This is a genomic window from Paraburkholderia monticola (assembly GCF_001580545.1).
Lineage (GTDB): Bacteria > Pseudomonadota > Gammaproteobacteria > Burkholderiales > Burkholderiaceae > Paraburkholderia > Paraburkholderia monticola.
In genome coordinates this window covers 297454-319220 of sequence record NZ_LRBG01000037.1, presented here as the reverse complement: position 1 = coordinate 319220, position 21767 = coordinate 297454, and the positions used below count along the sequence as shown (strand labels likewise).

Genomic DNA, 21767 nt, shown 5'->3' with positions numbered 1-21767 from the left:
TCGCCGTTCGGCGCCCCTGTGCGCCGGACGCGGCGCGCACGCGCTTGTCGTCACTATTCGTCCACTGTTTCCTCGACGCTGGGCAGCGGACGCGCCGCGACCTTTTCCGCTTCCGCGCGCTTGAGCCCAAGTGTCTGCAGCAACATGGCCGCCGTACGCTCAGGAAGGTGCCCGCCGTCGAAGCCGAGTTCTTCGAGGAGGCCCGCTGCGGCTGCGCCCGGCACGACGTAGTTCAGTTCGGCCGCGATCGCCGACAGTACCGTGCCGCCCACCGCCAGAAATCCAATCAAAGGGTCGGCGACGACGAATCGCTTTGCGTCGATACCGTTACCGATGTCGCGCAGCAGCCGCTGACCTAGCCCGCGACTCAACGTGCCCGCGGAGAAACCTTCGCGAATCAGGAATCGTCCCCAGACCGGGTCATGTCGCGCACGCAGGATGGTGTGACGAACCGACACCGCCACGACCTCCGCGGGGTCCGAAATGCCGCCCGCGAGGCGATCGAGCATGTCCGCGAATTCCTCGAACACATTGTCGACGAGCGTCGAATAGATCGCCTCCTTCGACTCGAAGTGATTGTAGAAGGAGCCGAAGCCGACATCTGCGGCCTCGGTGATTTCGTTGATCGCGACGCCTTCCATGCCCCTCTCGGCCATCAGCCTCAGCGCGGCATCGAGCAGACGGACGCGGGTTTCACGTTTGCGGCGCGCACCGCGCGGCTCCCGTTCGTCGGCGACGGGGGCCGGCGAGGGCGCCGCGGGCGGCGAGTTTTTTAAGGTCCGGCGATTGGTCGTGGTCGTCATCATCGAGTCACATGTGGTGTTTTACACAGTATAGATTCAAACCTCTGCATTGACAAAACGATCAGCGATGAGTTTAATGTCATTAACGGCGCCGAACGCCAGTCTAACGAAACAGATGGAGAGACTATGGAGACGACCACCGAAAACGGTGCCGCACCGGAACTGTCGACTGAACAGCCGGCGCGTCATCCCAATCCGACGGCGAAGGCGACGGCATTGGCCTATCTGATGTTCGATCGGTTCGACCTCGGAAAAGCCGAGCGTTTCCTCAACGACTTCGGGCTGCAGACGGTCTCGCGTGACGAAGCGTTGTTACTCCTGCGCGGCACGGGCGCTTCGCACTTTTGCTATGTCGTTCGCCGGGCGCCGAAATCGCGGTTCGTGGGGTTCGGCTTGCAGGTCGGCAGTTGGCTCGAGCTGGTCGCGCTGCAAAAACTGCCGGGCGCGGCGGAGGTCGAGCGTTCGTCGTTGCCGGGCGGCGGCTTCGTGGTGAGGCTGACCGATCCTTCAGGTTTTCGTGTCGATGCGCTCTGGGGCCAGACACCGGCATCGAGCTTGCCTCACCGGCTGCCGTTGCCCTTCAACTCCGTCGATGCCACGGTCCGCGTCAACGGGACCCAGCGACCGCCCGGCCACGCGCCGGAGATCGTCCGCCTCGGGCATGTGGTGCTCGAACTCGCCGACTATCAGAAAACCTGCGCGTGGTACACGCAGCACTTCGGCTTCATTCCGAGCGACGTACAGGTGCTTCCCGACGGCTCTCCCGCTGTCGCCTTCATGCGCCTCGACCTGGGTGGCGAGCCCGCCGACCATCACACGCTTGCGCTCGCTCAGGGATTTGTCGCGAAATACAGCCACAGCGCTTATGAGCTCATCGACGCAGACGCGGTCGGCATGGGGCAGCGCATTCTCCGCGATAGCGGCTGGACCCACGCCTGGGGAATCGGCCGGCATATTCTCGGCAGTCAGATCTTCGACTACTGGCTGGACCCGTGGGGCGACAAGCACGAACACTACTGCGACGGCGACCTGTTCACTGCGGACGCGCCGACCGGAATCCATGCGGTGAGCCGCGACGCGATGGCGCAGTGGGGACCGACGATGCCGCGCAGCTTCACGAAGCCAAAATTGACCCCTGTGAGCATCGCCGGACTGGTCCGCAACCTGCGCCGCAGCCCCGACCTCACGCTGGCCAAGCTGAGGACACTCGCCAGAATTTTCGCCTGAAGCAACACATGTTCATCGAATCCGGAGATTAGAAATGCCAGTTCACGTTCTGCATTACCTGCATGATGGTCACGCCCAGTGGGGCGTTGTTGCGAATGGCGCAATCACGCCGGTACCTGGCGAGTTCAGATCGACCGCCGCATTCATCGAGGCGAACCCGGTCGAACGGCTGCTGTTGCTTGACGGGCCGACGATTCCCGAGTCGCAGGTGCAATGGCTGTCGCCCGTGACCGCGAATCAGCAGTTCATCTGCCAGGGAGCGAACTATCGCCAGCATATGATCGAATCCGGCATGGACCCGGATGCGAAGAAGTTCAACATGATCTTCACGAAGGCGACGAGTTGCATCGTTGCGGCCGACTCGCCGCTCGTGAAGCCGGAAGAGGTGCGGTTCCTCGATTACGAAATTGAACTCGGTCTTGTCCTCAAACGGGACATCACCTCCCGCGTTACTGTGACGGACGAGAACCTGCACGAGTTTGTCGCGGGCGCGGTGATCGTGAATGATTACTCGGCGCGCGACATACAGATTCCGCAGATGCAGTTCTACAAGGGCAAGAGTTATCGGACATTCGGCCCTGTAGGCCCGTATCTGTGTCTGCTGCAGAAGGAAGAAATTGCGAAGCTGGGTGAGCTCGTACTGACGCTGACGGTCAATGGAACCGTCCGGCAGAACGACACTACTGCGGGCCTCGTCTTTGGTCCCGCGGAGACGCTGACCGAGCTCTCAGGCGTACAGGATCTTCACACAGGCGACCTGCTCGCGACCGGCACGCCGGCCGGTTGTGCGTTAATCATTCCGTCGCCCGACAAGCAGCGGGCCGCCGCTCAGTTGCCTGAAGCGGAAAAGTGGCGTCTGTTCCTGAATCTGCAGGCCGAGCGGACCAAGTATCTGCAGGTCGGGGACCTCGTGGAGGCGAGCATCATCAGCTACGACCGCTCGATCAATCTGGGCGTGCAGCAGAACCGCGTGGTCGCAGAGGCACCATGAAAGGCGTCGCGAACATCCAGGACGTCCGTGCTATGGAAGCGCACGGACAACCCGCGGATCTGCCCACGAACACGTACGAGATGATCTGCCGCGGCGCGGCCATCGATCCATCGGCACCCGCTCTATCGTTCTTCGCGACAGTCGACGACTACTACGCGAATCCCGAGTGCTGGACATATGCCGAGCTGCTGCGCGACATCACTCGCACCGCGAACATGTTTTCGCGGCTCGGTGTACAGCGTGGCTCTGTCGTCGCGTACGTGCTGCCCAATCTGCCAGAAACACATTTTGTGATCTGGGGTGCAGAGGCCGTCGGAATTGTCTGCGCAATCAACCCGCTGCTCGAAGCCGCGGCGATCGGCGAGCTGCTCAACGCGTCAGGTGCAACCGTGCTTGTTACGCTCGCGCCATTTCCGGGCACCGACCTCTGGCAAAAAGTCAATTCGATCCTCGACGACATTCCGTCGCTCAAACACGTCGTGCTCGTCGATCTCGCCGAACATGTGACGGGGGAACGGCGAGCGACGGCTTTTAACCGTCAACGCGTCGAATGCCCGAGGCCGCTCGATGGCGGTGACGTGCCACGCGACATTCCAGCGCGCCTCGTCGTCCACGACTTCAACGCGGCAATCGCATACGAATCCAGCACCTCGCTCACCGCCAGGTACCAGATGAAAGCCGACGACGTGTCCTCCTTCTTTTGCACAGGCGGCACGACCGGTCTGCCGAAGATCGCAATGCGCCGGCACGGCAACGAGGTGGCAAATGCATGGAGCGCGGGCCAGTTTTTCGGCGACAGCGTGGGACCCGGGAAGACGATGTTTTGCGGATTGCCGCTTTTTCACGTCAATGCAGCGATGGTGACGGGATTGCTGCCGTTTTCGCGCGGCGCTCATGTCGTGCTCGGTACGCCGCAGGGATATCGCGCAGAGCGCGTTGTCGCGCGCTTCTGGCAGATCGTGGAACGCTATCGTGTCAATTTCTTCAGCGGCGTGCCGACGCTTTACGGGTCGCTACTGGACGTGCCGATCGGTGGCTGCGACGTCAGCTCGCTCGAATATGCGCTCTGCGGCGCCGCGCCGATGCCCGCGGAGTTGCTGCGTAGTTTTCAGGCTCGCACCGGAATCCGGATTCTCGAGGGCTACGGCCTCACGGAAGGCACCTGCATCAGCAGCGCCAACCCGCCGCTTGGCGAACGGCGGCCCGGTTCCATCGGCCTGCCTCTGCCCGGTCAGGCGATGAAGGCCGTGGTCGTCGACGAAAACGGACGGTACCTGCGTGACTGCGCTGTGAACGAACCGGGCCAACTGGTGATTTCCGGTCCCAACGTGTTCAGCGGCTATGCGAGGCCGGAACAGAATTGCGGGATCTGGATGGAACTGGGTGACGGCGGCCGCTGGCTCAATACCGGAGACATCGGCCGTTGCGACGCCGACGGTTATTTCTGGCTCACCGGCCGGAAGAAGGAGCTGATTATCCGTGGCGGACACAACATCGACCCTGCGGCAATCGAGGAACCACTTCACCGCCATCCCGCAGTCCAGATTGCCGCAGCCGTGGGTCGACCCGATATGCACGCGGGTGAATTGCCGGTCGCCTATGTCCAGCTAAAACCAGGCACCACCGCAACCGAAGCGGAACTCGTGGAGTTCCTGCGTCACGAGATCAACGAGCGTGCCGCGTGTCCAAAGGGAATACGGATCGTGGATGCGATGCCACTCACGGGCGTCGGCAAGATATTCAAGCCGGCGCTGAGACGGCGCGAAACGGAAGACGCGCTTAAGACGGCACTCGTCGCGGCCGGCGTCGAGGATGCAACCGTTAGCATCATTGAAGACAGCTCGCGCGGGATTTCACTGCACGTCGACCTTCCGGACCCTGCGCTGGAAGCATTGGTGACTTCCGCGCTCGGACGCTTTCCGTTCGCATTTTCGGTCTCGGCTGCCGCGAAGCCACCGAACAATCTTGATAGTCAGGAGGCGACCGAGGTGCCTGGGAGGCCAAGGTAACAGGAGCAAAGACATTCGCGGAAACGTGGGTCACGTGCAAGTGGCCGGTACCGTACCCGAGACGCCGGTGGCATGAGTCAAGAGCTCAAAACGATTTTGATGGGAAAGAGAATGTGTACTACCTCGGAAAGATCCTTGCGTTCGCTTGTTGAAAAATGGCTCGGTCCAACTTCTGCGGCGCCGGTTCGGGTTACGCGATTCGCTCATGCGGGCTCGAATCGGAAACACCATGTGCGTATCGAACTGATGCTACCGACAGGCCCGGTTGGACTGTTTTTCTTCCGGCACCGCGACGGTGCGTGGTGTGTGTTCCCGCCCGAGGCTGAACGCCTTGCGATGCGCGCTTACTAGCGGGCATGGCGATTGAGGGCAAGCTGCATCAGTAGCTATACGGGACGGAGAGACGACGGGTAGCTGGACGGACCAGCGGGTACGGTGCAGAGGGAACCCCAAAGATCACTCGAAAGCGTTTTTTACAAAACGAGTTTGCAACGAGGTAATGGTGGTCGAAATATCGGTACAGTCATTTACTTACTTAGTATGACTACGTAATAGGCCGTACCGTTGATCTTCATAGCCGGACGAAGACTATGGAGAACGACACAACCCCCCGGGGCAGAGTGCGGATTGGTTTCACGGCATGCACCCGGTTCATAAAAACGTCCAGACACCGAGACAGGAGACGACACGTGAAGAATTACAGGCGAATAATCAGCACCGCCGGTATGGCGGCTTGCATCTGCCCGGCTGCGCATATCGACAATGCCCATGCGCAGTCTGCCGGAAGCATAACGCTGTCGACAGGATGGCTTCACGTTGCGCCACAGGGCGACGCAACACCGCTAACCGTGGAAAGCATTGGCGGCGTAGCGGTGAATCAGCAGCTATCTGGTAGCGGAGCGCATGCGAGCTCAACGGATACGGTGGGAATTACCACCGAGTACTACGTCACGGACAACATTGGTGTCGCCATGCTTTTTGGACTACCGATAAAGGTGAATCTGGTTGGCGACGGGACGCTACAGAAGTATGGCAACCTCGGCACGACAAGGCCGATGCCGCCTGCCATCGAACTTCGATACCACCTGTTTTCAGCCGAATCGAAATTCCGTCCGTTCATAGGGCTCGGCGTGAACTATACGTGGTTCACCCAGGTTCGGACGACCAATAGCCAGTTTGTCACTGATAGCCTCGGTCCAGGCGGCTCGGCACACGCGTCACTCAGTTCATCGTGGAATCCAGTATTCGAGGCCGGAGCAAATTACGCGATTACAAAACACTGGTCGGTCGGAGCCTCTCTCGGCTACGTTCCGGTGAAGACCCACCTGACGTTATACGGGCAGACCGCAACCGGAACGCAGATCGTTTCCAAGTCGACGCTCCGGCTCAATCCGCTTAACGTCTTCCTGAACGTCGCCTATACGTTCTAGGGCGTACGGGTCGTCGATGTGCCAATCGAGGGGTTTGAACGCTCATCAAAGACACTGAAGTTATTTTTTTACCACCCGGACCTGATCGTGGGCCGCGACCTCACGGTCGATTACACATATTGCGACACACGCTGCTGCAAAGGGGCCCGGCGATTCCGGGTCTCTGACACACAGCCGACATGACCACGCTCGTCCGGGCTGCTCGCACGCTCGGGGAAGCCTTCAGTCATGCCGTCATGTCACCGCTTGAGCAGCAAAGCTTCCCTTTGGATCGGATAATGAAACGACAGGTCCTCAAGACTATTCTTTTTGCCTTGCCCAAGGTGATTGACCTGACGGCACGCCGCTTTCCCGCCTATCGTGATCGCCTGAAGGAGCGCGACCTCGTGGCCTGGATCGGACTCATGGATGAAAGCATCGGTCGCGTCATCACGTTCAGGAACGGGCGCGTCCGGTCGCGCGCCGGCAGGCATCGGCGGCCCGACGTGCGCATGGCCTTCAAGGACGTGGGCACCGCCCTGAAGTTCCTGTCGCCCAGGCCGGATCAGGGCGAAATCATCCACGCCGCGAAGAACTTCAAGGTGGTCACCGAGGGCGAGGACGAACTGCTGGTCTGGCTATTGCAAACCCTGAGCATGATGCAGACCGTCGGCCTGCCGATGGGCACGCCCATGCGCGACGGCACCCGCCGCTACACCACCTGCACCAACGGCGGGCCTCTGTTCGTCTATGTCAAGGACGACCGTGTGGTGCGGGTGACCCCCATCGATCTGGACAGCACGGATGCGCCTAGCTGGGTGATCGAGGCACGCGGACGCCGCTTCAGCCCGCCACGGCGTGGCCTGGTCGCGCCCCACGCCTTGACGCTCAAGTCACTGGTCTACTCCGACAAGCGCATCCTTCATCCCATGAAGCGGGTCGATTTCGACCCTGACGGCGAACGCAATCCCCAGAACCGCGGCAAATCAGGCTACGTGCGTATCAGCTGGGACGAGGCGCTGGACATTGTCGCGAAGGAAATCAACCGGCAGAAGCGCGTTCACGGTCCCGGTTCCATCACCTTCCCCATGTCGTCCCATCACCAGTGGGGCAATGTGGGCTACTACCTCAGCGCGCTGACGCGCTTTGCCAACCTGATCGGCTTCACCCGGGTCGCCGCCAATCCGGACAGCTGGGAAGGCTGGTACTGGGGCGCCATGCATCATTTCGGCAACTCGATGCGCATCGGCGTGCCATCCGGCTATGGCGGCGTCGAGGATTGCCTCAAGGAAGCGGAGATGATCGTCTTCTGGTCCTGCGATCCCGAGAGCACCAACGGGGCCTATGCGGGCTTCGAGGGAACGCCGCGGCGCCTGTGGGCCAAGGAACTCGGCATCGAGTTCGTTCATATCGACCCGCACTGCAATCCCACTGCCCAGTTGCTGGGCGGGCGCTGGATTCCCGTCCGACCGCAAACTGACGCTGCGCTTGCGACCGCCATCATGTACGTGTGGGCCGTGGAGGACTTGTACGACAAGGATTACGTTGCCACCCGCACGACCGGGTTCGACGACTGGAAGGCCTATCTTCTGGGCGAAACCGACGGGGTTCCCAGGACGCCCGAGTGGCAGGAGAGCGAGACCGGGGTGCCTGCCAGGGACGTCCGTGCGCTTGCGCGCCTGTGGGGAAACAGGAAGGTGCATCTGGCCGTCGGGATGACCGGTGCGGGATTCGGTGGTGCGGGCCGTGGCGCGACGGGAGCCCAATGGGCGCGATGCATGATCATGATGATGGCGATGCAGGGCTGGGGTAAGCCGGGGGTCAATTTCGGCTGCCTTGAAGTCGGTGTTCCCCACGACCTCCATTTCTATTTCCCCGGCTACGCGGACGGCGGCATTTCCGGCGACCTGGCGTGGACCGCCAATGCGGTCAACAATTACCAGCGTATGCCGCACATCCTGACCATGAATCCCGTCAGGCAGATGGTCCCGCGGCAGCAACTTCCCGACGCCATCATCAACGGCCATGCCACGGGCTACCTCTGGGACGGCATGTCGCAGGAAGCCCAGTTCGCGCCGTACAGCTACCCGATGCCCGGGTATTCGCCGATCCACATGATCTATCGCTACGGCGGGTCCGCATTCAGCACGGTGACAAATTCCGGGCGCTGGGCCGACGCCTACCGGCACCCCAGCATCGAGTGCGTGGTCAACCAGTCGATCTGGATGGAGGGCGAGGCCCAGTTTGCCGACCTCATCCTGCCTGCGTGCACTGCGCTGGAGCGCTGGGACATCGGCGAATGGTCGAACTCCGGTGGCTATGCGCACCATGGATTCAGCACGGTCAATCATCGTATGATGACGCTCCAGCACAAGTGCATCGAGCCTTTGGGCGAGTCCCGCTCGGACTACGACATCTTCACCGCCATCCTGACCCGGCTGGGCCTGGGCGGGGTGTTCACCGAGGGATGCAGCGAACTGGACTGGGTCAAGCGGGTCTTTGACTCTTCGGATCTGCCCGATCACATTTCGTGGCGCGAGTTCTGTCGCAAGGGCTATTTCGTCGTGCCGCCAGAGAAGCCCGAGTTGCGCCACCCTGTGGACATGCGCTGGTTCGCGGAAGGCCGGCGGAAAGACCTTCACGAACCGCATCCACTGCCGTCCCAGTTCGCAGAAAAATTCGGCATGGGCCTGCAGACGCCGAGCGGCAAGTTGGAGTTCGTGCCCGAGTTGCTGAAGCGGCATACCGCGGACAATCCCGATCGGCCGGCGCTCAACCGATATATCCCCTCGTGGGAGGGGCTGCGCTCGGACCTCGCTCAGCGTTATCCGCTGCAATTGATTGCCACTCACAGCCGTTACAGCTTCCACACCCATAGCGACGGCAAGAATTCCGCGGTTAACAGCATCGAGGACCATCGCGCGCTGATCGGCGGGCACCGCTTCTGGCTACTGAGGCTGAGTAGGGCAGACGCAACCATTCGAGGCATTGCCCATCGCGACCTCGTCAAGGTTTACAACGACCGGGGCGCAGTGATCTGCGCGGCCGACGTCTCGCCGCTTGTCAACGCGGGAGTCGTCAAGTCGTACGAGGCGAGCGCCGAATTCAAACTGATCGAGATCGACGGCGAGCGCGTCGAAATCGGCGGCTGCATGAATATGCTGACTCCCGACCGTTCTCAAACCGCCGGCACGAGCAGCATGAGCCCCAACTCCTGCCTTGTGCAGGTCGAAAAGTGGCGAGGTGCCGAGGCGTTCATGCTCGGCCGCGCAGCGTGAGGAACATGGAATGAGCAAGTGGAATCTGGTTATCAAGGTCGGACGTTGCGAGAACTGTCAGAACTGCGTCATTGCCGCGCGGGACGAGCACGTCGGCAACGACTTCCCCGGTTATGCCGCACCCGCCGCGGCCAATGCCGGCAGTCCCGTGCGCATCCTGCGCCGTGTTCAGGGCGACGCCCATATGGTCGAGACCACCTATCTGCCGGTGATGTGCAACCACTGCGATGAAGCGCCGTGCATGCGGGTGGGCGGTGATGCCATTCGCAAGCGCGCCGACGGCATCGTCATCATCGATCCGGACAAGGCGCGGGGCCGGAAGGATATCGTGAAGTCCTGCCCGTACAAGGCGATCGTCTGGAACGAAGAATTGCAACTGCCGCAGACCTGGATCTTCGATGCCCACCTGCTCGACCAGGGGTGGCCCCAGCCGCGTTGCCAGCAATCGTGCCCCACTGAAGTGTTCGAGACGCTCAGGCTCGATGACGCAGCGATGGCCGAGAAGGCCCGGCGGGAGGGACTCAAGGTATTGCGGCCCAACCTGGGTACAAAGCCGCGCGTGTGGTACAGCGGCCTCGAGCGCTGGGAAACCTGCTTCATTGGCGGAAGCGTCAGCACCCGGATGGGAGACGTGGTCGAGTGCGTCACCGATGCGGTCGTCGTGCTGTACGTCGGCAATCAGAAGATGGCCGAAACTGTTTCAGACGGCTTTGGCGATTTCCGGTTCGCCGGTCTCGCGAAGGGAAGCGGGCTCTACCGGGTCCAAATCCGTCATGCCCACGGCAACGCCTGGCGCAAATGCGAACTGGGCGAAAGCGTTTATCTGGGCGAAGTCAGGCTTGTCCACTCGACGAACGACGTCGAGGTCGCGCCATCATGAGCACTGCAACGAAGCTGCTTTGCCTGAGACCAGCGGACCCCATCCGACTGGAGACCCGAAGGACCGCGATGCCACGACCCGGAAAAGGCGAGGTTCTGGTCCGGGTCGACGCCACTTCAGTCAATCCCATCGACGTCAAGCGCGCCAGGGGGTACGGCCAGCGTCTGCTGAGCCACAAGGGGGCAGGAAAGTTTCCTCTGGTCCTCGGCAACGACTTTGCCGGAGAGATCGTTTCCGTCGGCGCCCGTGTCGGCCAGTGTGGACCGGGCGACAGGGTCATGGGGTTGGTGCCTACTGGCAGGAAAGGCAGTGCGCATGCCACGCACCTGACGGTGGACGCTCGCCTGGCGCGGCCGGCGGTCGATGGTCTTGCCTCCACGGCACTGGCGGCTTTTCCCTATACTTTTACCACGCTCTGGCTGGCGCTGCGCGGCGCTGGGATCAATGAAGGCAATGCAAAAGGCCAGAAGGTGCTGGTACACGGTGCATCGGGGGGGCTCGGCCAGTTGGCGCTTCAGATCCTTGCGGCCTTGGGGGCTTCAGTCACCGCCATCTGCAGCACGGCAAATATCGAACTCTGCCGGAATCTCGGCGCGACAGCAGTATGGGACAGAACCCGCTGCCACCTGGAGGAACTGCCCGATCATTTCGATGCCGGCCTGAATTTCGGCGCCTGGGAAGATGAGGCAACCCTTCTTGGCCGCCTCCGGCAGGGAGCCCTGGGATACGCTACGACCGTTCATCCCCTGCTGGGACACATCGACCGTTGCGGTCTTCTGTCGGGAGCCTGGCGTTCACGCCAGGACTGGCGGTTTATGCAATCGCTGGCCAGCGCAACGGGCGCCCGCTACCGCTGGATCGTGTTCCAACCGGACGAAGGCGCTCTCGACATGCTGTACCAGTTCCTCGCGAGGGGCGCGCTGAGACTGTCCGTCGGCGTCTCGGTGCCTTTTGCCAGTGCAGACCTGGCGTTCGAGCACGCCGCCCGGCACAGGAAAGGGCGCGCGATCCTGCTTCCTACCGGGGCTCTATCAAGTTGACGGGCGCAGACTACCTGTGGCTAAAGCGTAGTTATCCTTTTCAAATAGCCATCTCGACTCCGGAAGGGACAGTCCAGCTATGCCATATGGCAAGCTTTCTTTAGCCAGAGCGTGATGACATGCCACATTCATCCGCGTCTGGAGCCGCCACCCGATCCGAAGGCACGGCCGCCAGATGTGCGGCTGTCGCGACCCATCGCACGCAGGCGTTACTCTCATACTTCGGCCCCATCCGGTTGTTCTCGGCGCGGTTGGTCACGCGTGCGGCCGCTTTGACAACACGTGCTTTACCTGAGCCGAGCTCGGGGATAGCCTTTGCCGCCGGATCACTGCACAGCTGGTCGGTAACGATCCGGCGCGGCGCCGGGTTTGAACCCCCGCACCCGCCGGAACAAGCGCGTTGCCGCAGCGTTGCCGCGCCGCTCTTGCACCGGCACGTCGAGTTCGGCGTCATGCTCGTTGGTCCCACGCTCCATGAGATAGTCCCGGTGATGCCCGCCTTGCGTCACGCCGATGACGGCAGTCTCCACCAGCTTGAGCTTTTATCCCGATGTCGACCACGCCGACGACCGGCGCATTGAATGGCGTGCGTACGCACGGCGTGACGAAGCTGCACAGTGGTACGAATCCGCTCCACACGCATCTGAACCTCGGCTACACACATTCTCAAGATGGCTGCGGGCTACGTTCCGCGGGAGTTTGGCTGGACCGCAGATGGGAAGGGCGCCCCCCACATGGACGGGACAGGACAGAGCGAGGCTCGCGCCGCGCCCGACCGGGCCGGGCCGGCAGGAACTTGGTCGGCTGGATGCGCGTCGGTCTGATATTCCATGGCGATACGCAACGCGAAGCACCAGCGACTGGCTTCTTTTGCGGCACTCGGCTGCGGACGTCCGCTTCGACTCGCGCCCGTTTTGATGTCTGTGATGGGTGCGTCGGGGATAAGACGCTTCCAAGTCAGGTCATTCCGCTGTTCGGTATGACGGTTCCGCCGTCTGCGTTCACGTCAATGGAGATTTTATTGAGAATATTGACATAACGATCAATATTGAGTTTAATGTCACTATGAAGGCGTAACCGATCTCACAGTGGAGGGCGGTGTGATGGACGCAGCCACGCGGCTGGCGCGTAGTCGGGAAATTGCGGGGAACATCATGCAGGTACAGCAACAGCGAGCACGTGTGCGCGCTGGAGTCACGCGAGAACCGATCGGGCAGAGCCCTCGATATAGGGTCATTCGCAGCCATGGCATCAGGCCGTTCGTCGCTTTACTCACTCCCCGGTGCACCTGGCGCGAGGCCGTTGAACTCACTCAGCGGTTCGTCCGCTTAGGGGACACTCGCCTTGCGCCCGCGGTGCGGGCTTCACTCGACTCATTGAGGAGCGCTGGTAGACGTCACCTCGAGCCGGTGCGCCAGGTGAGTTCGTGGACATCGTCGAACGACGGCATTCTTTCGTCTTCGAATGTCCGGGACCGCCTCAAGTTCGGTGGGCTGGTGGAGTTCGTCGAGGCAACCTGGTGAACGCAACGCTTCTATCAGCAATGGCGGCACTGTTCGGCGCATCGATCGCTGGCCTGACATCCGTTGTCACGCAACGAACGCAGGCCAAGGCAGAGTGGCTTGCGCACGATCGCGTCCGCCGGCAGGACCTTTATAACGAGTTCATTGAGGAGGCGTCGCATTGCTATGTCCACGCACTTCAGCACGATGAGCCGGACCTTGCTGCTCTCGTCAGTCTGTTCGCGAAGATAAGCCGTATACGTGTCCAATCCTCGACAGAGGTTGCGCGAGAAGCCGATCAGGTTGGCCGGAAGATTGCGGATACGTACCACGCCCCGAAAAGGACGTTCCTTCAACTGCGCGAGATGCTCGCCGACGGTTCGATCGACATCCTCGGCCGGTTCAGCGACATTTGCCGCGCCGAATTTGATTTGCTGCGGGCGCAGCAGTTCCAGTGAAGAATCGACCCCCAGGCCTGCGGGAACTGCCGGGTTGGGGCGTGTCATTGTCAAATCCTTTGTGCAATGAATATGGTGCAAGCCGCCGTCTGACACGTGCGTGCGTGTGATGCCGGCGCAGATAGCGATCTGATCGGTACGGTATGCCATGAAACGGGAACGCCTGACACACGCACAGCGCAGGGAGCAAACGCGAGAGCGCCTGCTCGGCGCTGCGCGGAAGATTTTCCTCAAAAAGGGATTGGCCGCAAGCGTCGAGGACATCGCCGAGGCCGCCGGCTACACGCGGGGCGCGTTCTACTCGAACTTCCACGGTAAGCCGGACCTGCTGCTTGAGTTGCTTCGCCGGGACCACGATAGCGTCCTGGCGAAGCTGCAGGCGATCATGGTAAAGGGCGGCACGCCCGCGGAAACGAAGGCGCGCGCGATCGCGTACTACAGCCGGGATTCTGGTGATCAAGACCTTTTTCTGCTTTGGGTCGAAGCAAAACTACTCGCCTGTCGAGACGCCTGGTTTCAGGAGCGCTTTAACGCATTCCGGCATGAAAAGCTCGAGCAGATCAGCGCGTACGTCAGCAGGTTGTCGGAGCGCGACGGCAGGCCATTGGCCCTGCAACCGGACGCGCTCGCGCTCGGCCTGGTGAGCCTGTGCGATGGCGTGCAGCTTTCCAGAATGTGCGATCCGGAGACGGCGAGTGACGACGTGACGCGAACCGTGCTTGCAGGATTTTTTTCGTACGTATTGTGGCCACAACCGGAACAAATGCAGCAAGCCGATCATCACGCGGGCGTCGACGATATCCGTGACAAGCGTCCTGCGCGATGAAACTGAAAGCAACTGCCCAGGATAACGCGCTGTTCCGTGCTCAGCCTGTCGATCGTCAGAACGCGGCGCCCCGACATAGCCCCTCGGTTTCGTGCGGTCGGCGCCAGAAGTTGTGTATGTCAAGCTGTCAAAGGAGATAACCATGTTTTACGACCACACGAATTTCCGGATTATCGATCACCGAAGCGGTACGAGTGATCGGAGCGACGCGGGTTTGGCGTCGAACCATGTCGTCGGGGCGAACATTCCCACTCCGGCAAGGACCTGGGCATGGGCGCACCACAGCGACTCATACGACTGGATGGACTGGCATAGTCCGTTTCCTGCGACAGGCGCGTCGGAGTGAAACGCGGTATGGCGACGCTACAGCTATCGTGGAATGAAGCAACCGCCGACTCCTTTCGCAAGCTATCCACGCGTCAGTCGGAGCCGTTGCTCCAACGCCTGAAGTGTATGCGTTGATCATTAATGATTGGATCATCAATGACATTGATCTGCGTCAATACAGGTCCATGCCTCGCGAGTATCTTGCAAGAGTTGCATGCGTATCGGTGCGCGCGCACGGTCGAGCCCGCGAGCAGACATCGGGGCGGCCGCTGGCGCGGCCTCAATCAATGTCGGAAGGAGGATGGTGTCATGGATGCAGCCACGCAATTGGCCCGCAGTCAGGAAATTTCCGGGAAGATCACGCACGTGCTGGAAAAGCGCACGCAGAACGCTCTGGAGCAATACGGGAAACGGTTGCGCGCAGCCGTCGACGGCGACGCCAGCCGCGATCACAACCTGTTCGCAGCGCAACTCAATCCCCTGAGCGCATGGCATTACGCCGTCGACGTCGCGCAGCGCTCGCTCCTGTTCTGGGACACGATGCGCGAGCGCGGCACGCAATACGTCGAACGCACTGCGCAGGAACTCAAGCCCGCGCTCCATTTCGATTATGACGTCGTGCTCGACGCCAGGCATTTCGTGCGCCCTGTCAATTATGCGCTGCTGTACATCAAGCCGCCCGAAGGCGTGATCGTCGACGAAAAAAAACGGCCCTATCTGATCATCGATCCGCGCGCGGGTCACGGCCCGGGCATTGGCGGCTTCAAGGACGATTCACAGGTCGGCGTCGCATTGCGTGCGGGCCATCCCGTGTACTTTGTCGTGTTCTTCCAGAACCCCGAACCTGGCCAGACACTGCTCGACGTATGTGCCGCCGAACAGGAGTTCGTCAGGAAAGTGCGCTCGCTGCATCCCGATAGTCCGAAGCCGGCGATCATCGGCAACTGCCAGGGCGGCTGGGCCGCGATGATGCTGGCGAGTTCGTCGGCGGAAGACACTGGCCCCATCGTCATCAACGGCGCGCCCATGTCGTACTGGAGCGGCGCCTGGAGCGAAGGCGCAGGCGACAATCCGATGCGCTATGCAGGCGGGATACTGGGCGGCACGTGGCTCGCGTCGTTTTCTTCCGATCTCGGCAACGGCAAGTTCGACGGCGCATTTCTCGTGCAGAACTTCGAGTACCTGAACCCGGCCAACACATTGTGGGACAAGTACTACCGCGTGTACGACAACATCGACACGGAGCCGCCACGCTTCCTCGAGTTCGAGCGCTGGTGGGGCGGCTACTACCTGATGAACCGCGAAGAGATCGAATGGATCACGCGCAATCTGTTCATCGGTAACAGGCTCTGGTCGGGCGAAGTGCGCGGCGTGTCAGGTAAGGCGTTCGATCTGCGGGATATCCGCTCGCCGATCATCCTGTTCGCCTCGATGGGTGACAACATCACGCCGCCGCAGCAGGCGTTCAACTGGGTGGCCGACCTCTATGGCAGCACCGAGGAAATCAAGGCGCGCGGCCAGGTCATCATAGGACTGATGGACGAGGATGCAGGACATCTTGGCGTTTTTGTGTCTGGCAAGGTGGCGAAGAAGGAGCATGCGCAGATCGTCAACGTGCTCGAGGCAATCGAGACGCTCGCGCCGGGACTCTACGCGATGCTGATCGACGAGGTGAACGGCGCCGACGGGAAGGTCGTATACGAAGTGACATTTGTTGAACATCGTCTTGAGGAGATCGCGCAGCGTTTCAACCGGTTCAGGCGCGAGGACGAAAAGCCCTTCGAGGCCGTCGCCGAGCTTTCCGAATTCAACCAGCGCGCTTATGAACTGCTCGTGCAGCCCTACGTGCAGCGGACGTCGAACGAGACCACTGCGCGGTTCTTGCGCGATTTTCATCCGCTACGTTTCCAGCGCTGGGCATTCTCGGACTTGAATCCGTGGCTTGCCTGGCTGCGCCCGGCGGCCAACGCAGCCAAAGCCAACCGGCAGCATGCCGACGATATCGGGCCTTGGCGCGAGCTCGAACATCGCGGCTCGGAGATCATCAGCGCCTCGCTCGACTACTACAGGGCGATGCGCGATGCCAGCGCCGAGTCGTTGTTCTTCAGCGTCTACACCAACCCCTTCCTGCTCCATTTCGCGGACCGGCATCGCGATCGCGAGGCCACCGCATCCATGGTTACTAACCCGCGCGAACTGCCTTTCGTGAAGGAGGCGCTCGCATCGATCGGACAGGGCGGCTACGACGAAGCGGTCGCGCGCGCAGCTTTCCTGCTTGGGCGCAGTGGGGAGCCATTGCCGCTTGCGCGGCTTGCGACACAACATGAACTGGTGGAAGCCTACGCCGGGTATCTGCCCAGCATGCCACCCGATCAGTGGCGGCGCATTCGCGGCGAACAGGAGCTCATCGCGACTTATGAGCCGCAGCAGGCCATCGCGACGCTTCCGGCGCTGCTCGTCAAACCCAAAGACCGCAAGCGTCTGCTGACGTTGCTTGACAGCCTGCTAGCCGATCCGCGCGTGCAAAGCGTGACGCCGACCGCACAGCAATGGGAGGCGTTGCAACGCATTCGCGCAGTGCTCGGCGCGCCGCCCGCAACGCGGCCTGTTGCGGTGCTTGAGCATACGCCGTCATGAGCGCGACCATCTTCTTTGTAATGGAACCATCGATGGAACCCAAACACGCGAAGTATCACCGGCTCATTGCCCATTGCCAAACGCTGGCGCCGATGCCCACGGCCGTCGCCCATCCATGCGACAGGAGCTCGCTGGAAAGCGCAGTGGAAGCGGCGCGGAAAGGTCTGATCGTGCCGATCCTCGTCGGGCCGCGCGCGCGCATCGAATCGATTGCCGCGGAGTGCGAGCTTCCAATTATTGGTTATCAGATCGTCGACGCGCCGTTCAGTGAGGCTTCGGCAGCCGCGGCCGCGCAACTGGTGCGCGAGGGCAAGGCCGAAGCGCTGATGAAAGGCAGCCTTCACACCGACGAGCTGATGGCCGCGGTAGTCCGGCGCGATGCGGGGTTGCGCACTGGTCGGCGCGTCAGCCACTGCTTCGTCATGGACGTGCCCGCGCACGCGGACCCGCTGATCGTAACCGACGCCGCCGTGAACATCGCACCGACGCTGGAGGACAAGGCAGACATCCTGCAGAACGCGGTCGACCTGGCGCACGCGCTCCAGTTTCCGGAGGTACGCGTGGCGATCCTTTCGGCAATGGAGACGGTTAACCCGAAAGTGCCCTCGACCATCGAAGCCGCCGCGCTTTGCAAGATGGTGGACCGGCGCCAGATCAGGGGTGCACTCGTCGACGGCCCGCTCGCGCTCGATAACGCCATCAACCCCGATGCCGCGCGCATCAAGCAGATCAATTCGCCTGTGGCCGGGCGGGCCAATGTTCTCATGGTGCCGGACCTCGAAGCGGGCAACATGCTTGCCAAGAGCCTGTCGTTTCTCGCGGGCGCCGACGCGGCAGGCATCGTGCTTGGCGCGCGCGTGCCGATCATCCTGACGAGCCGTGCGGATTCGCTCATTACGCGGCTCGCGTCGTGCGCGGTGGCGGCGCTCGTCGCCACCGCGCGGCGCGAAGCCGCAAAGATTGTCGGGTGACCCCATGGCAGATGTGATTCTGGTTCTGAATGCAGGCTCGTCGAGCATCAAGTTCTCCGCATTCGAAGAGCAGGGCGACGCGCTCGAAGTGGTCGCGCATGGCCAGGTCGACGGCCTGTACACGGCCACCGCGCGGTTCGAAGCCGTCGACCGCCACGGCGAGCACCACGCGAGAGAATGGAGCGACGGCGACGAGCGGGATCATCGCGAAGGACTTGAGCAAATTGGCGCGTTCCTGAGCGAGCACCGCGAAGGGCATAAGCTTGTCGCGGTCGGCCATCGCGTCGTGCACGGCGGGCGGCGCTTCAGCGGACCGGTGCGAGTCACGCTGGCGGTCGCGGACGAGCTTGAGAAGCTTACGCCGCTCGCGCCGCTGCATCAGCCGCACAACCTGAAGCCCATACGCATCCTCGAAGAACTGCAGCCGGATGTGCCCCAGGTGGCGTGCTTCGACACGGCTTTTCATCGCACGCAACCCGAGGTGGCCCAGGCGTTCGCGCTCCCCGCGTCGATCACCGGCCAGGGCGTGCGCCGCTACGGCTTTCATGGGCTGTCCTACGAGTACATCGCGAGTGTGTTGCCCGATGTCGCGCCGAAGGCGGCAAGCGGACGCACCGTCGTCGCGCACCTTGGCAACGGCGCGAGCATGTGTGCCCTTGTAGCGGGCAGGAGCGTAGCGAGCACGATGGGCTTCACCGCCGTGGACGGACTGCCTATGGGCACGCGCTGCGGCAACCTGGACCCGGGCGTGGTGCTTTACCTGATGGAAGAGCTCGGGATGGACGCGCGTGCAGTTGAGGATCTGCTCTATCGCCAATCGGGGCTGCTTGGCGTATCCGGCGTATCGAGCGATATGAGGGCGCTGCTCGCGAGCGATGATCCTCGCGCCCGTTTCGCAATCGAGCTCTACGTGTACCGCATATCGCGCGAGCTCGGCTCGCTTGCCGCGGCCATGGGCGGCGTCGATGCCCTGGTTTTCACTGCTGGAATCGGCGAGCATGCGGCGGCGATTCGCGAGGGCGTGGTGCGCCGCGCGGCGTGGCTTGGCGCAGAGCTCGACGCCGAAGCGAACGGCAAGGGCGGGCCCCTCATCTCCGCAGCGGCGAGTCGGGTACCGGTGTGGGTCATACCGACCAACGAAGAACTGATGATAGCGCGCCATACGCGCGAAGCCGTCGAATGAAGGAGAAACATCATGTCGCCTGAACGCGCCGAGGCAGCACGTCCGGTACTTGCCAATATGAAAGCGCTGATCACCGGCGTCGCCAACGAACACTCGATTGCATATGGTTGTGCGAAGGCGTTTCGCGAACTCGGCGCGGACCTGGCCATTACCTACGCCACGGAAAAAACAAAGCCGCATGTCGAGCCGTTGGCGAGTGAGCTGGAAGCACAGCTGTTCCTGCCGCTCGACGTCGGCAACGCGGCGCAGCTTGAGGCTGTATTCGAGGAGATCCGGCAGCGCTGGGGACGGCTCGACATCCTGCTTCACTCCATCGCGTGGGCACCGAAAGACGACCTGCAAGGCGGGCTGCTGCAGTGCTCGGGCGAGGGCTTTGCACGCGCGATGGACATTTCGTGTCATTCGTTCGTGCGCATGGCGGCGCTTGCCGCGCCGCTCATGGACCAGGGCGGCACGCTGCTCACGATGAGCTATTACGGTGCCAACAAGGTCGTGCCGAACTATAGCGTGATGGGGCCAGTGAAGGCCGCGCTCGAAGCCTGCGCGCGCTACCTCGCCTATGAGCTCGGACCAAAGGGCATTCGCGTACATGCGGTTTCGCCGGGTCCGCTCAAGACGCGGGCGGCCTCCGGCCTCAAGGACTTCGACCTGCTCCTCAACGAGGCGGCCGCGCGCGCCGCTCGGCGAGCTGGTTGACATCATGGACGTCGGCTACACCTGCGCGTTTCTCGCCACGCCCTACGCGCGGCGGGTTTCCGGCGAAACGCTGTATGTCGACGGCGGCGTCAACATCATGGCCTGATTTGGCTTCTGAGAGGAAACACCATGGCTGAGCTTTTACTGGGTAATGTCGATGAAAGCGTCGCGGACGAGGAAATCAGTGAGTTCCTGCAGAGGTACGGATTCCCGTCGTTCGATTCGATCGAGCGCGTGCCCGAGGGAATCGGACGACCCCTCGCGCTGCTCAGGTTCAACAATCTCTCTTCAGAGGCACTAAACCTGCTCCAGTCGAGGATCCACAACATGTTCTGGAAGGACCACACGATCAGTGCGCAGATCCTGCGGGATAGGGAGCATTGAGTCGGGAAGAGGCGCCCATGAGCATTCTGGCCAGGCTATTTCATCGCGAGGGTACATCGGAAGCGTGCCCGGGATTCCGCACAGTTGAGTGAGGCCATCGAGCGCATTGCAAAACTGACTCCGCCGTTGCGGCTCGCCCAGCGCTGTCATGAGCGCCTCGCGGCGGCGGTCAGGACTTCGCTCGACTATGTCGGGGCATTGGTAGACGACATGCCGCCGGCGCGCGAGGCGAGCGCATCCGCCTGGACGACGGACCCGTATATTCAGGCCTTTTTCGCAACGCCGGAAGACGTGCCGCGTGTCTTGAGTCATTCGACTGAACTGCGTACTCATTTCGATGTCAACCCCGTGGCAAACGAGGCCTTCGCCGTGCTCGGTGTGGCGATGACCGAACGGCGGACATTCGGCGTCGCGCAACATGGATCGACCGTGGTGCGCCGACGTACAGCGAACCACCGCGAGCTTCAGCAATCACCGGGCACGGGTGTGCGCCAACACGGAGCACACGCTTCGAGAGGAGATCGTGTGCCGTGTCGTGGATCAGCTCGTGCTCGTGGCCCTCGAACGAATAGGTGCGGACCTGTCGCGACGCGGTGAGCTCGAGCAGGAGCGCGCGCTGCTCAAGACGCGCCTGGCACTTCTGCAGCGTCAGGGCAGCGGGATGAGCGCCGTATTGGGTGCGGAGCCATTGTCCGGTCTCGTGGATGTGGCGCGCCTGCATGCGCAGATGATAAAAAACGACGCGGAGATGGCGCGTCTGGGACTCGCGACCGAGGCGATCGACCGCCGGCTGAACATCATCGCTGATGTGCTCAATTCGCCCGCGGATCACCTGCATGTACTCAAGAGGGAACTGCGGCTCGATCGCATGAATGTGATCGCGGAAAACGGGTACGCCCGCGAGGGCACAACGATCGAATTGAGGCTCGCGAGCGTCCCAGAAACAGCGGGTGCCATGCGGGCGTTTGCGCTGGTGAAATTTGCCCGCTCCAATCTACTGCCGGCGCCGTGCACGGTCGATGAGGAGAGAAAGTTCTTGATCTGACGACGCCACGAACACTTGCGGCGCCCACGTTCGGCATAGAACGGCTGTCGGCGCGTTGCTGGTGCATCCGGATGTTTTGGCGTCCGATGGTTTGCCCCCCA

At 61.9% G+C, this 21767-nt stretch carries 15 protein-coding genes and 2 pseudogenes; 14 read left to right on the top strand and 3 right to left on the bottom strand.

What is annotated here, in order from left to right; genetic code table 11:
* Positions 1 to 53: 53 nt before the first annotated feature.
* Positions 54 to 803, bottom strand: coding sequence for a TetR/AcrR family transcriptional regulator (locus CI15_RS25480; RefSeq protein WP_062134157.1), 750 nt, complete (start codon positions 801 to 803; stop codon positions 54 to 56).
* Positions 804 to 929: 126 nt separating this feature from the next.
* On the opposite strand from CI15_RS25480, the gene CI15_RS25475 reads away from it, so the two are divergent.
* The 7 genes from CI15_RS25475 (at position 930) to CI15_RS25445 (ending at position 11637) form a co-directional block, all read left to right on the top strand.
* Positions 930 to 2030, top strand: a complete 1101-nt coding sequence (locus CI15_RS25475; protein ID WP_062132976.1) for a VOC family protein — start codon at positions 930 to 932, stop codon at positions 2028 to 2030.
* Between the two features lie 34 nt (positions 2031 to 2064).
* Positions 2065 to 3021 (top strand): fumarylacetoacetate hydrolase family protein, encoded by a 957-nt coding sequence (locus CI15_RS25470; protein WP_062132975.1) that lies wholly within the window; start codon positions 2065 to 2067, stop codon positions 3019 to 3021.
* Positions 3018 to 5030, top strand: coding sequence for an acyl-CoA synthetase (locus tag CI15_RS25465; RefSeq protein ID WP_062132972.1), 2013 nt, complete (start codon positions 3018 to 3020; stop codon positions 5028 to 5030). Before CI15_RS25470 ends, CI15_RS25465 begins: the two co-directional genes overlap by 4 nt.
* 725 nt (positions 5031 to 5755) lie before the next feature.
* Positions 5756 to 6460: an OmpW/AlkL family protein gene (locus CI15_RS25460; RefSeq protein WP_062134154.1), complete on the top strand. Its 705-nt coding sequence runs from the start codon at positions 5756 to 5758 to the stop codon at positions 6458 to 6460.
* A gap of 278 nt (positions 6461 to 6738) precedes the next feature.
* Positions 6739 to 9717, top strand: coding sequence for a molybdopterin-dependent oxidoreductase (locus CI15_RS25455; protein ID WP_062132969.1), 2979 nt, complete (start codon positions 6739 to 6741; stop codon positions 9715 to 9717).
* A 10-nt stretch (positions 9718 to 9727) separates the two neighbouring features.
* Positions 9728 to 10597 carry a 4Fe-4S dicluster domain-containing protein gene (locus CI15_RS25450; RefSeq protein ID WP_062132966.1) on the top strand — a complete coding sequence of 290 codons (870 nt, stop codon included), beginning with the start codon at positions 9728 to 9730 and terminating at the stop codon, positions 10595 to 10597.
* 68 nt (positions 10598 to 10665) lie between these two features.
* The gene (locus CI15_RS25445; protein ID WP_161950064.1) at positions 10666 to 11637 is read left to right on the top strand and encodes an alcohol dehydrogenase catalytic domain-containing protein; all 972 of its coding nucleotides are present in this window, start codon (positions 10666 to 10668) and stop codon (positions 11635 to 11637) included.
* A gap of 235 nt (positions 11638 to 11872) precedes the next feature.
* Here CI15_RS25445 and CI15_RS38290 read toward each other — a convergent pair.
* Both CI15_RS38290 and CI15_RS37045 read right to left on the bottom strand, forming a co-directional pair.
* Positions 11873 to 12101: pseudogene (locus CI15_RS38290) on the bottom strand (DDE-type integrase/transposase/recombinase); the annotation flags it as partial.
* 1073 nt (positions 12102 to 13174) lie between these two features.
* Positions 13175 to 13747, bottom strand: a complete 573-nt coding sequence (locus CI15_RS37045) for a hypothetical protein (RefSeq protein ID WP_161950063.1) — start codon at positions 13745 to 13747, stop codon at positions 13175 to 13177.
* Between CI15_RS37045 and CI15_RS25430 the strand changes: the two genes are divergently transcribed.
* From CI15_RS25430 to CI15_RS36185, 7 genes and pseudogenes are all read left to right on the top strand, one after another.
* Positions 13746 to 14423, top strand: a complete 678-nt coding sequence (locus CI15_RS25430) for a TetR/AcrR family transcriptional regulator (RefSeq protein WP_062132954.1) — start codon at positions 13746 to 13748, stop codon at positions 14421 to 14423. The two genes, CI15_RS37045 and CI15_RS25430, sit on opposite strands and share 2 nt — an antisense overlap.
* Positions 14424 to 15059: 636 nt before the next feature.
* On the top strand, positions 15060 to 17387 hold the full coding sequence (locus CI15_RS25420) for a DUF3141 domain-containing protein (protein WP_062132948.1): 2328 nt from the start codon (positions 15060 to 15062) through the stop codon (positions 17385 to 17387).
* 32 nt (positions 17388 to 17419) lie between these two features.
* Positions 17420 to 18358 (top strand): phosphate acetyltransferase, encoded by a 939-nt coding sequence (locus CI15_RS25415; RefSeq protein ID WP_062132946.1) that lies wholly within the window; start codon positions 17420 to 17422, stop codon positions 18356 to 18358.
* Positions 18359 to 18362: 4 nt separating this feature from the next.
* Positions 18363 to 19541, top strand: a complete 1179-nt coding sequence (locus tag CI15_RS25410) for an acetate/propionate family kinase (protein WP_062132943.1) — start codon at positions 18363 to 18365, stop codon at positions 19539 to 19541.
* Between the two features lie 12 nt (positions 19542 to 19553).
* Positions 19554 to 20343, top strand: a pseudogene (gene fabI, locus CI15_RS25405) (enoyl-ACP reductase FabI).
* A gap of 23 nt (positions 20344 to 20366) precedes the next feature.
* Positions 20367 to 20621 carry an RNA-binding protein gene (locus CI15_RS25400; RefSeq protein WP_062132940.1) on the top strand — a complete coding sequence of 85 codons (255 nt, stop codon included), beginning with the start codon at positions 20367 to 20369 and terminating at the stop codon, positions 20619 to 20621.
* Positions 20622 to 21156: 535 nt separating this feature from the next.
* Complete coding sequence (locus tag CI15_RS36185) at positions 21157 to 21666, top strand: hypothetical protein (RefSeq protein WP_062132937.1); 510 nt, start codon at positions 21157 to 21159, stop codon at positions 21664 to 21666.
* The last annotated feature ends 101 nt before the right edge of the window (positions 21667 to 21767 follow it).

Bases quoted from the DNA above. Each gene is read 5' to 3' on its own strand.
- CI15_RS25415 (WP_062132946.1), top strand. From the start codon at position 17,420: ATGGAACCCAAACACGCGAAGTATCACCGGCTCATTGCCCATTGCCAA.
- CI15_RS25455 (WP_062132969.1), top strand. From the start codon at position 6,739: ATGAAACGACAGGTCCTCAAGACTATTCTTTTTGCCTTGCCCAAGGTG.
- CI15_RS25430 (WP_062132954.1), top strand. From the start codon at position 13,746: ATGAAACGGGAACGCCTGACACACGCACAGCGCAGGGAGCAAACGCGA.
- CI15_RS25450 (WP_062132966.1), top strand. From the start codon at position 9,728: ATGAGCAAGTGGAATCTGGTTATCAAGGTCGGACGTTGCGAGAACTGT.
- CI15_RS25410 (WP_062132943.1), top strand. From the start codon at position 18,363: ATGGCAGATGTGATTCTGGTTCTGAATGCAGGCTCGTCGAGCATCAAG.
- CI15_RS25445 (WP_161950064.1), top strand. From the start codon at position 10,666: ATGCCACGACCCGGAAAAGGCGAGGTTCTGGTCCGGGTCGACGCCACT.
- CI15_RS25460 (WP_062134154.1), top strand. From the start codon at position 5,756: ATGGCGGCTTGCATCTGCCCGGCTGCGCATATCGACAATGCCCATGCG.
- CI15_RS37045 (WP_161950063.1), bottom strand. From the start codon at position 13,747: ATGGCATACCGTACCGATCAGATCGCTATCTGCGCCGGCATCACACGC.
- CI15_RS25480 (WP_062134157.1), bottom strand. From the start codon at position 803: ATGACGACCACGACCAATCGCCGGACCTTAAAAAACTCGCCGCCCGCG.
- CI15_RS25470 (WP_062132975.1), top strand. From the start codon at position 2,065: ATGCCAGTTCACGTTCTGCATTACCTGCATGATGGTCACGCCCAGTGG.
- CI15_RS25475 (WP_062132976.1), top strand. From the start codon at position 930: ATGGAGACGACCACCGAAAACGGTGCCGCACCGGAACTGTCGACTGAA.
- CI15_RS25400 (WP_062132940.1), top strand. From the start codon at position 20,367: ATGGCTGAGCTTTTACTGGGTAATGTCGATGAAAGCGTCGCGGACGAG.
- CI15_RS25465 (WP_062132972.1), top strand. From the start codon at position 3,018: ATGAAAGGCGTCGCGAACATCCAGGACGTCCGTGCTATGGAAGCGCAC.
- CI15_RS25420 (WP_062132948.1), top strand. From the start codon at position 15,060: ATGGATGCAGCCACGCAATTGGCCCGCAGTCAGGAAATTTCCGGGAAG.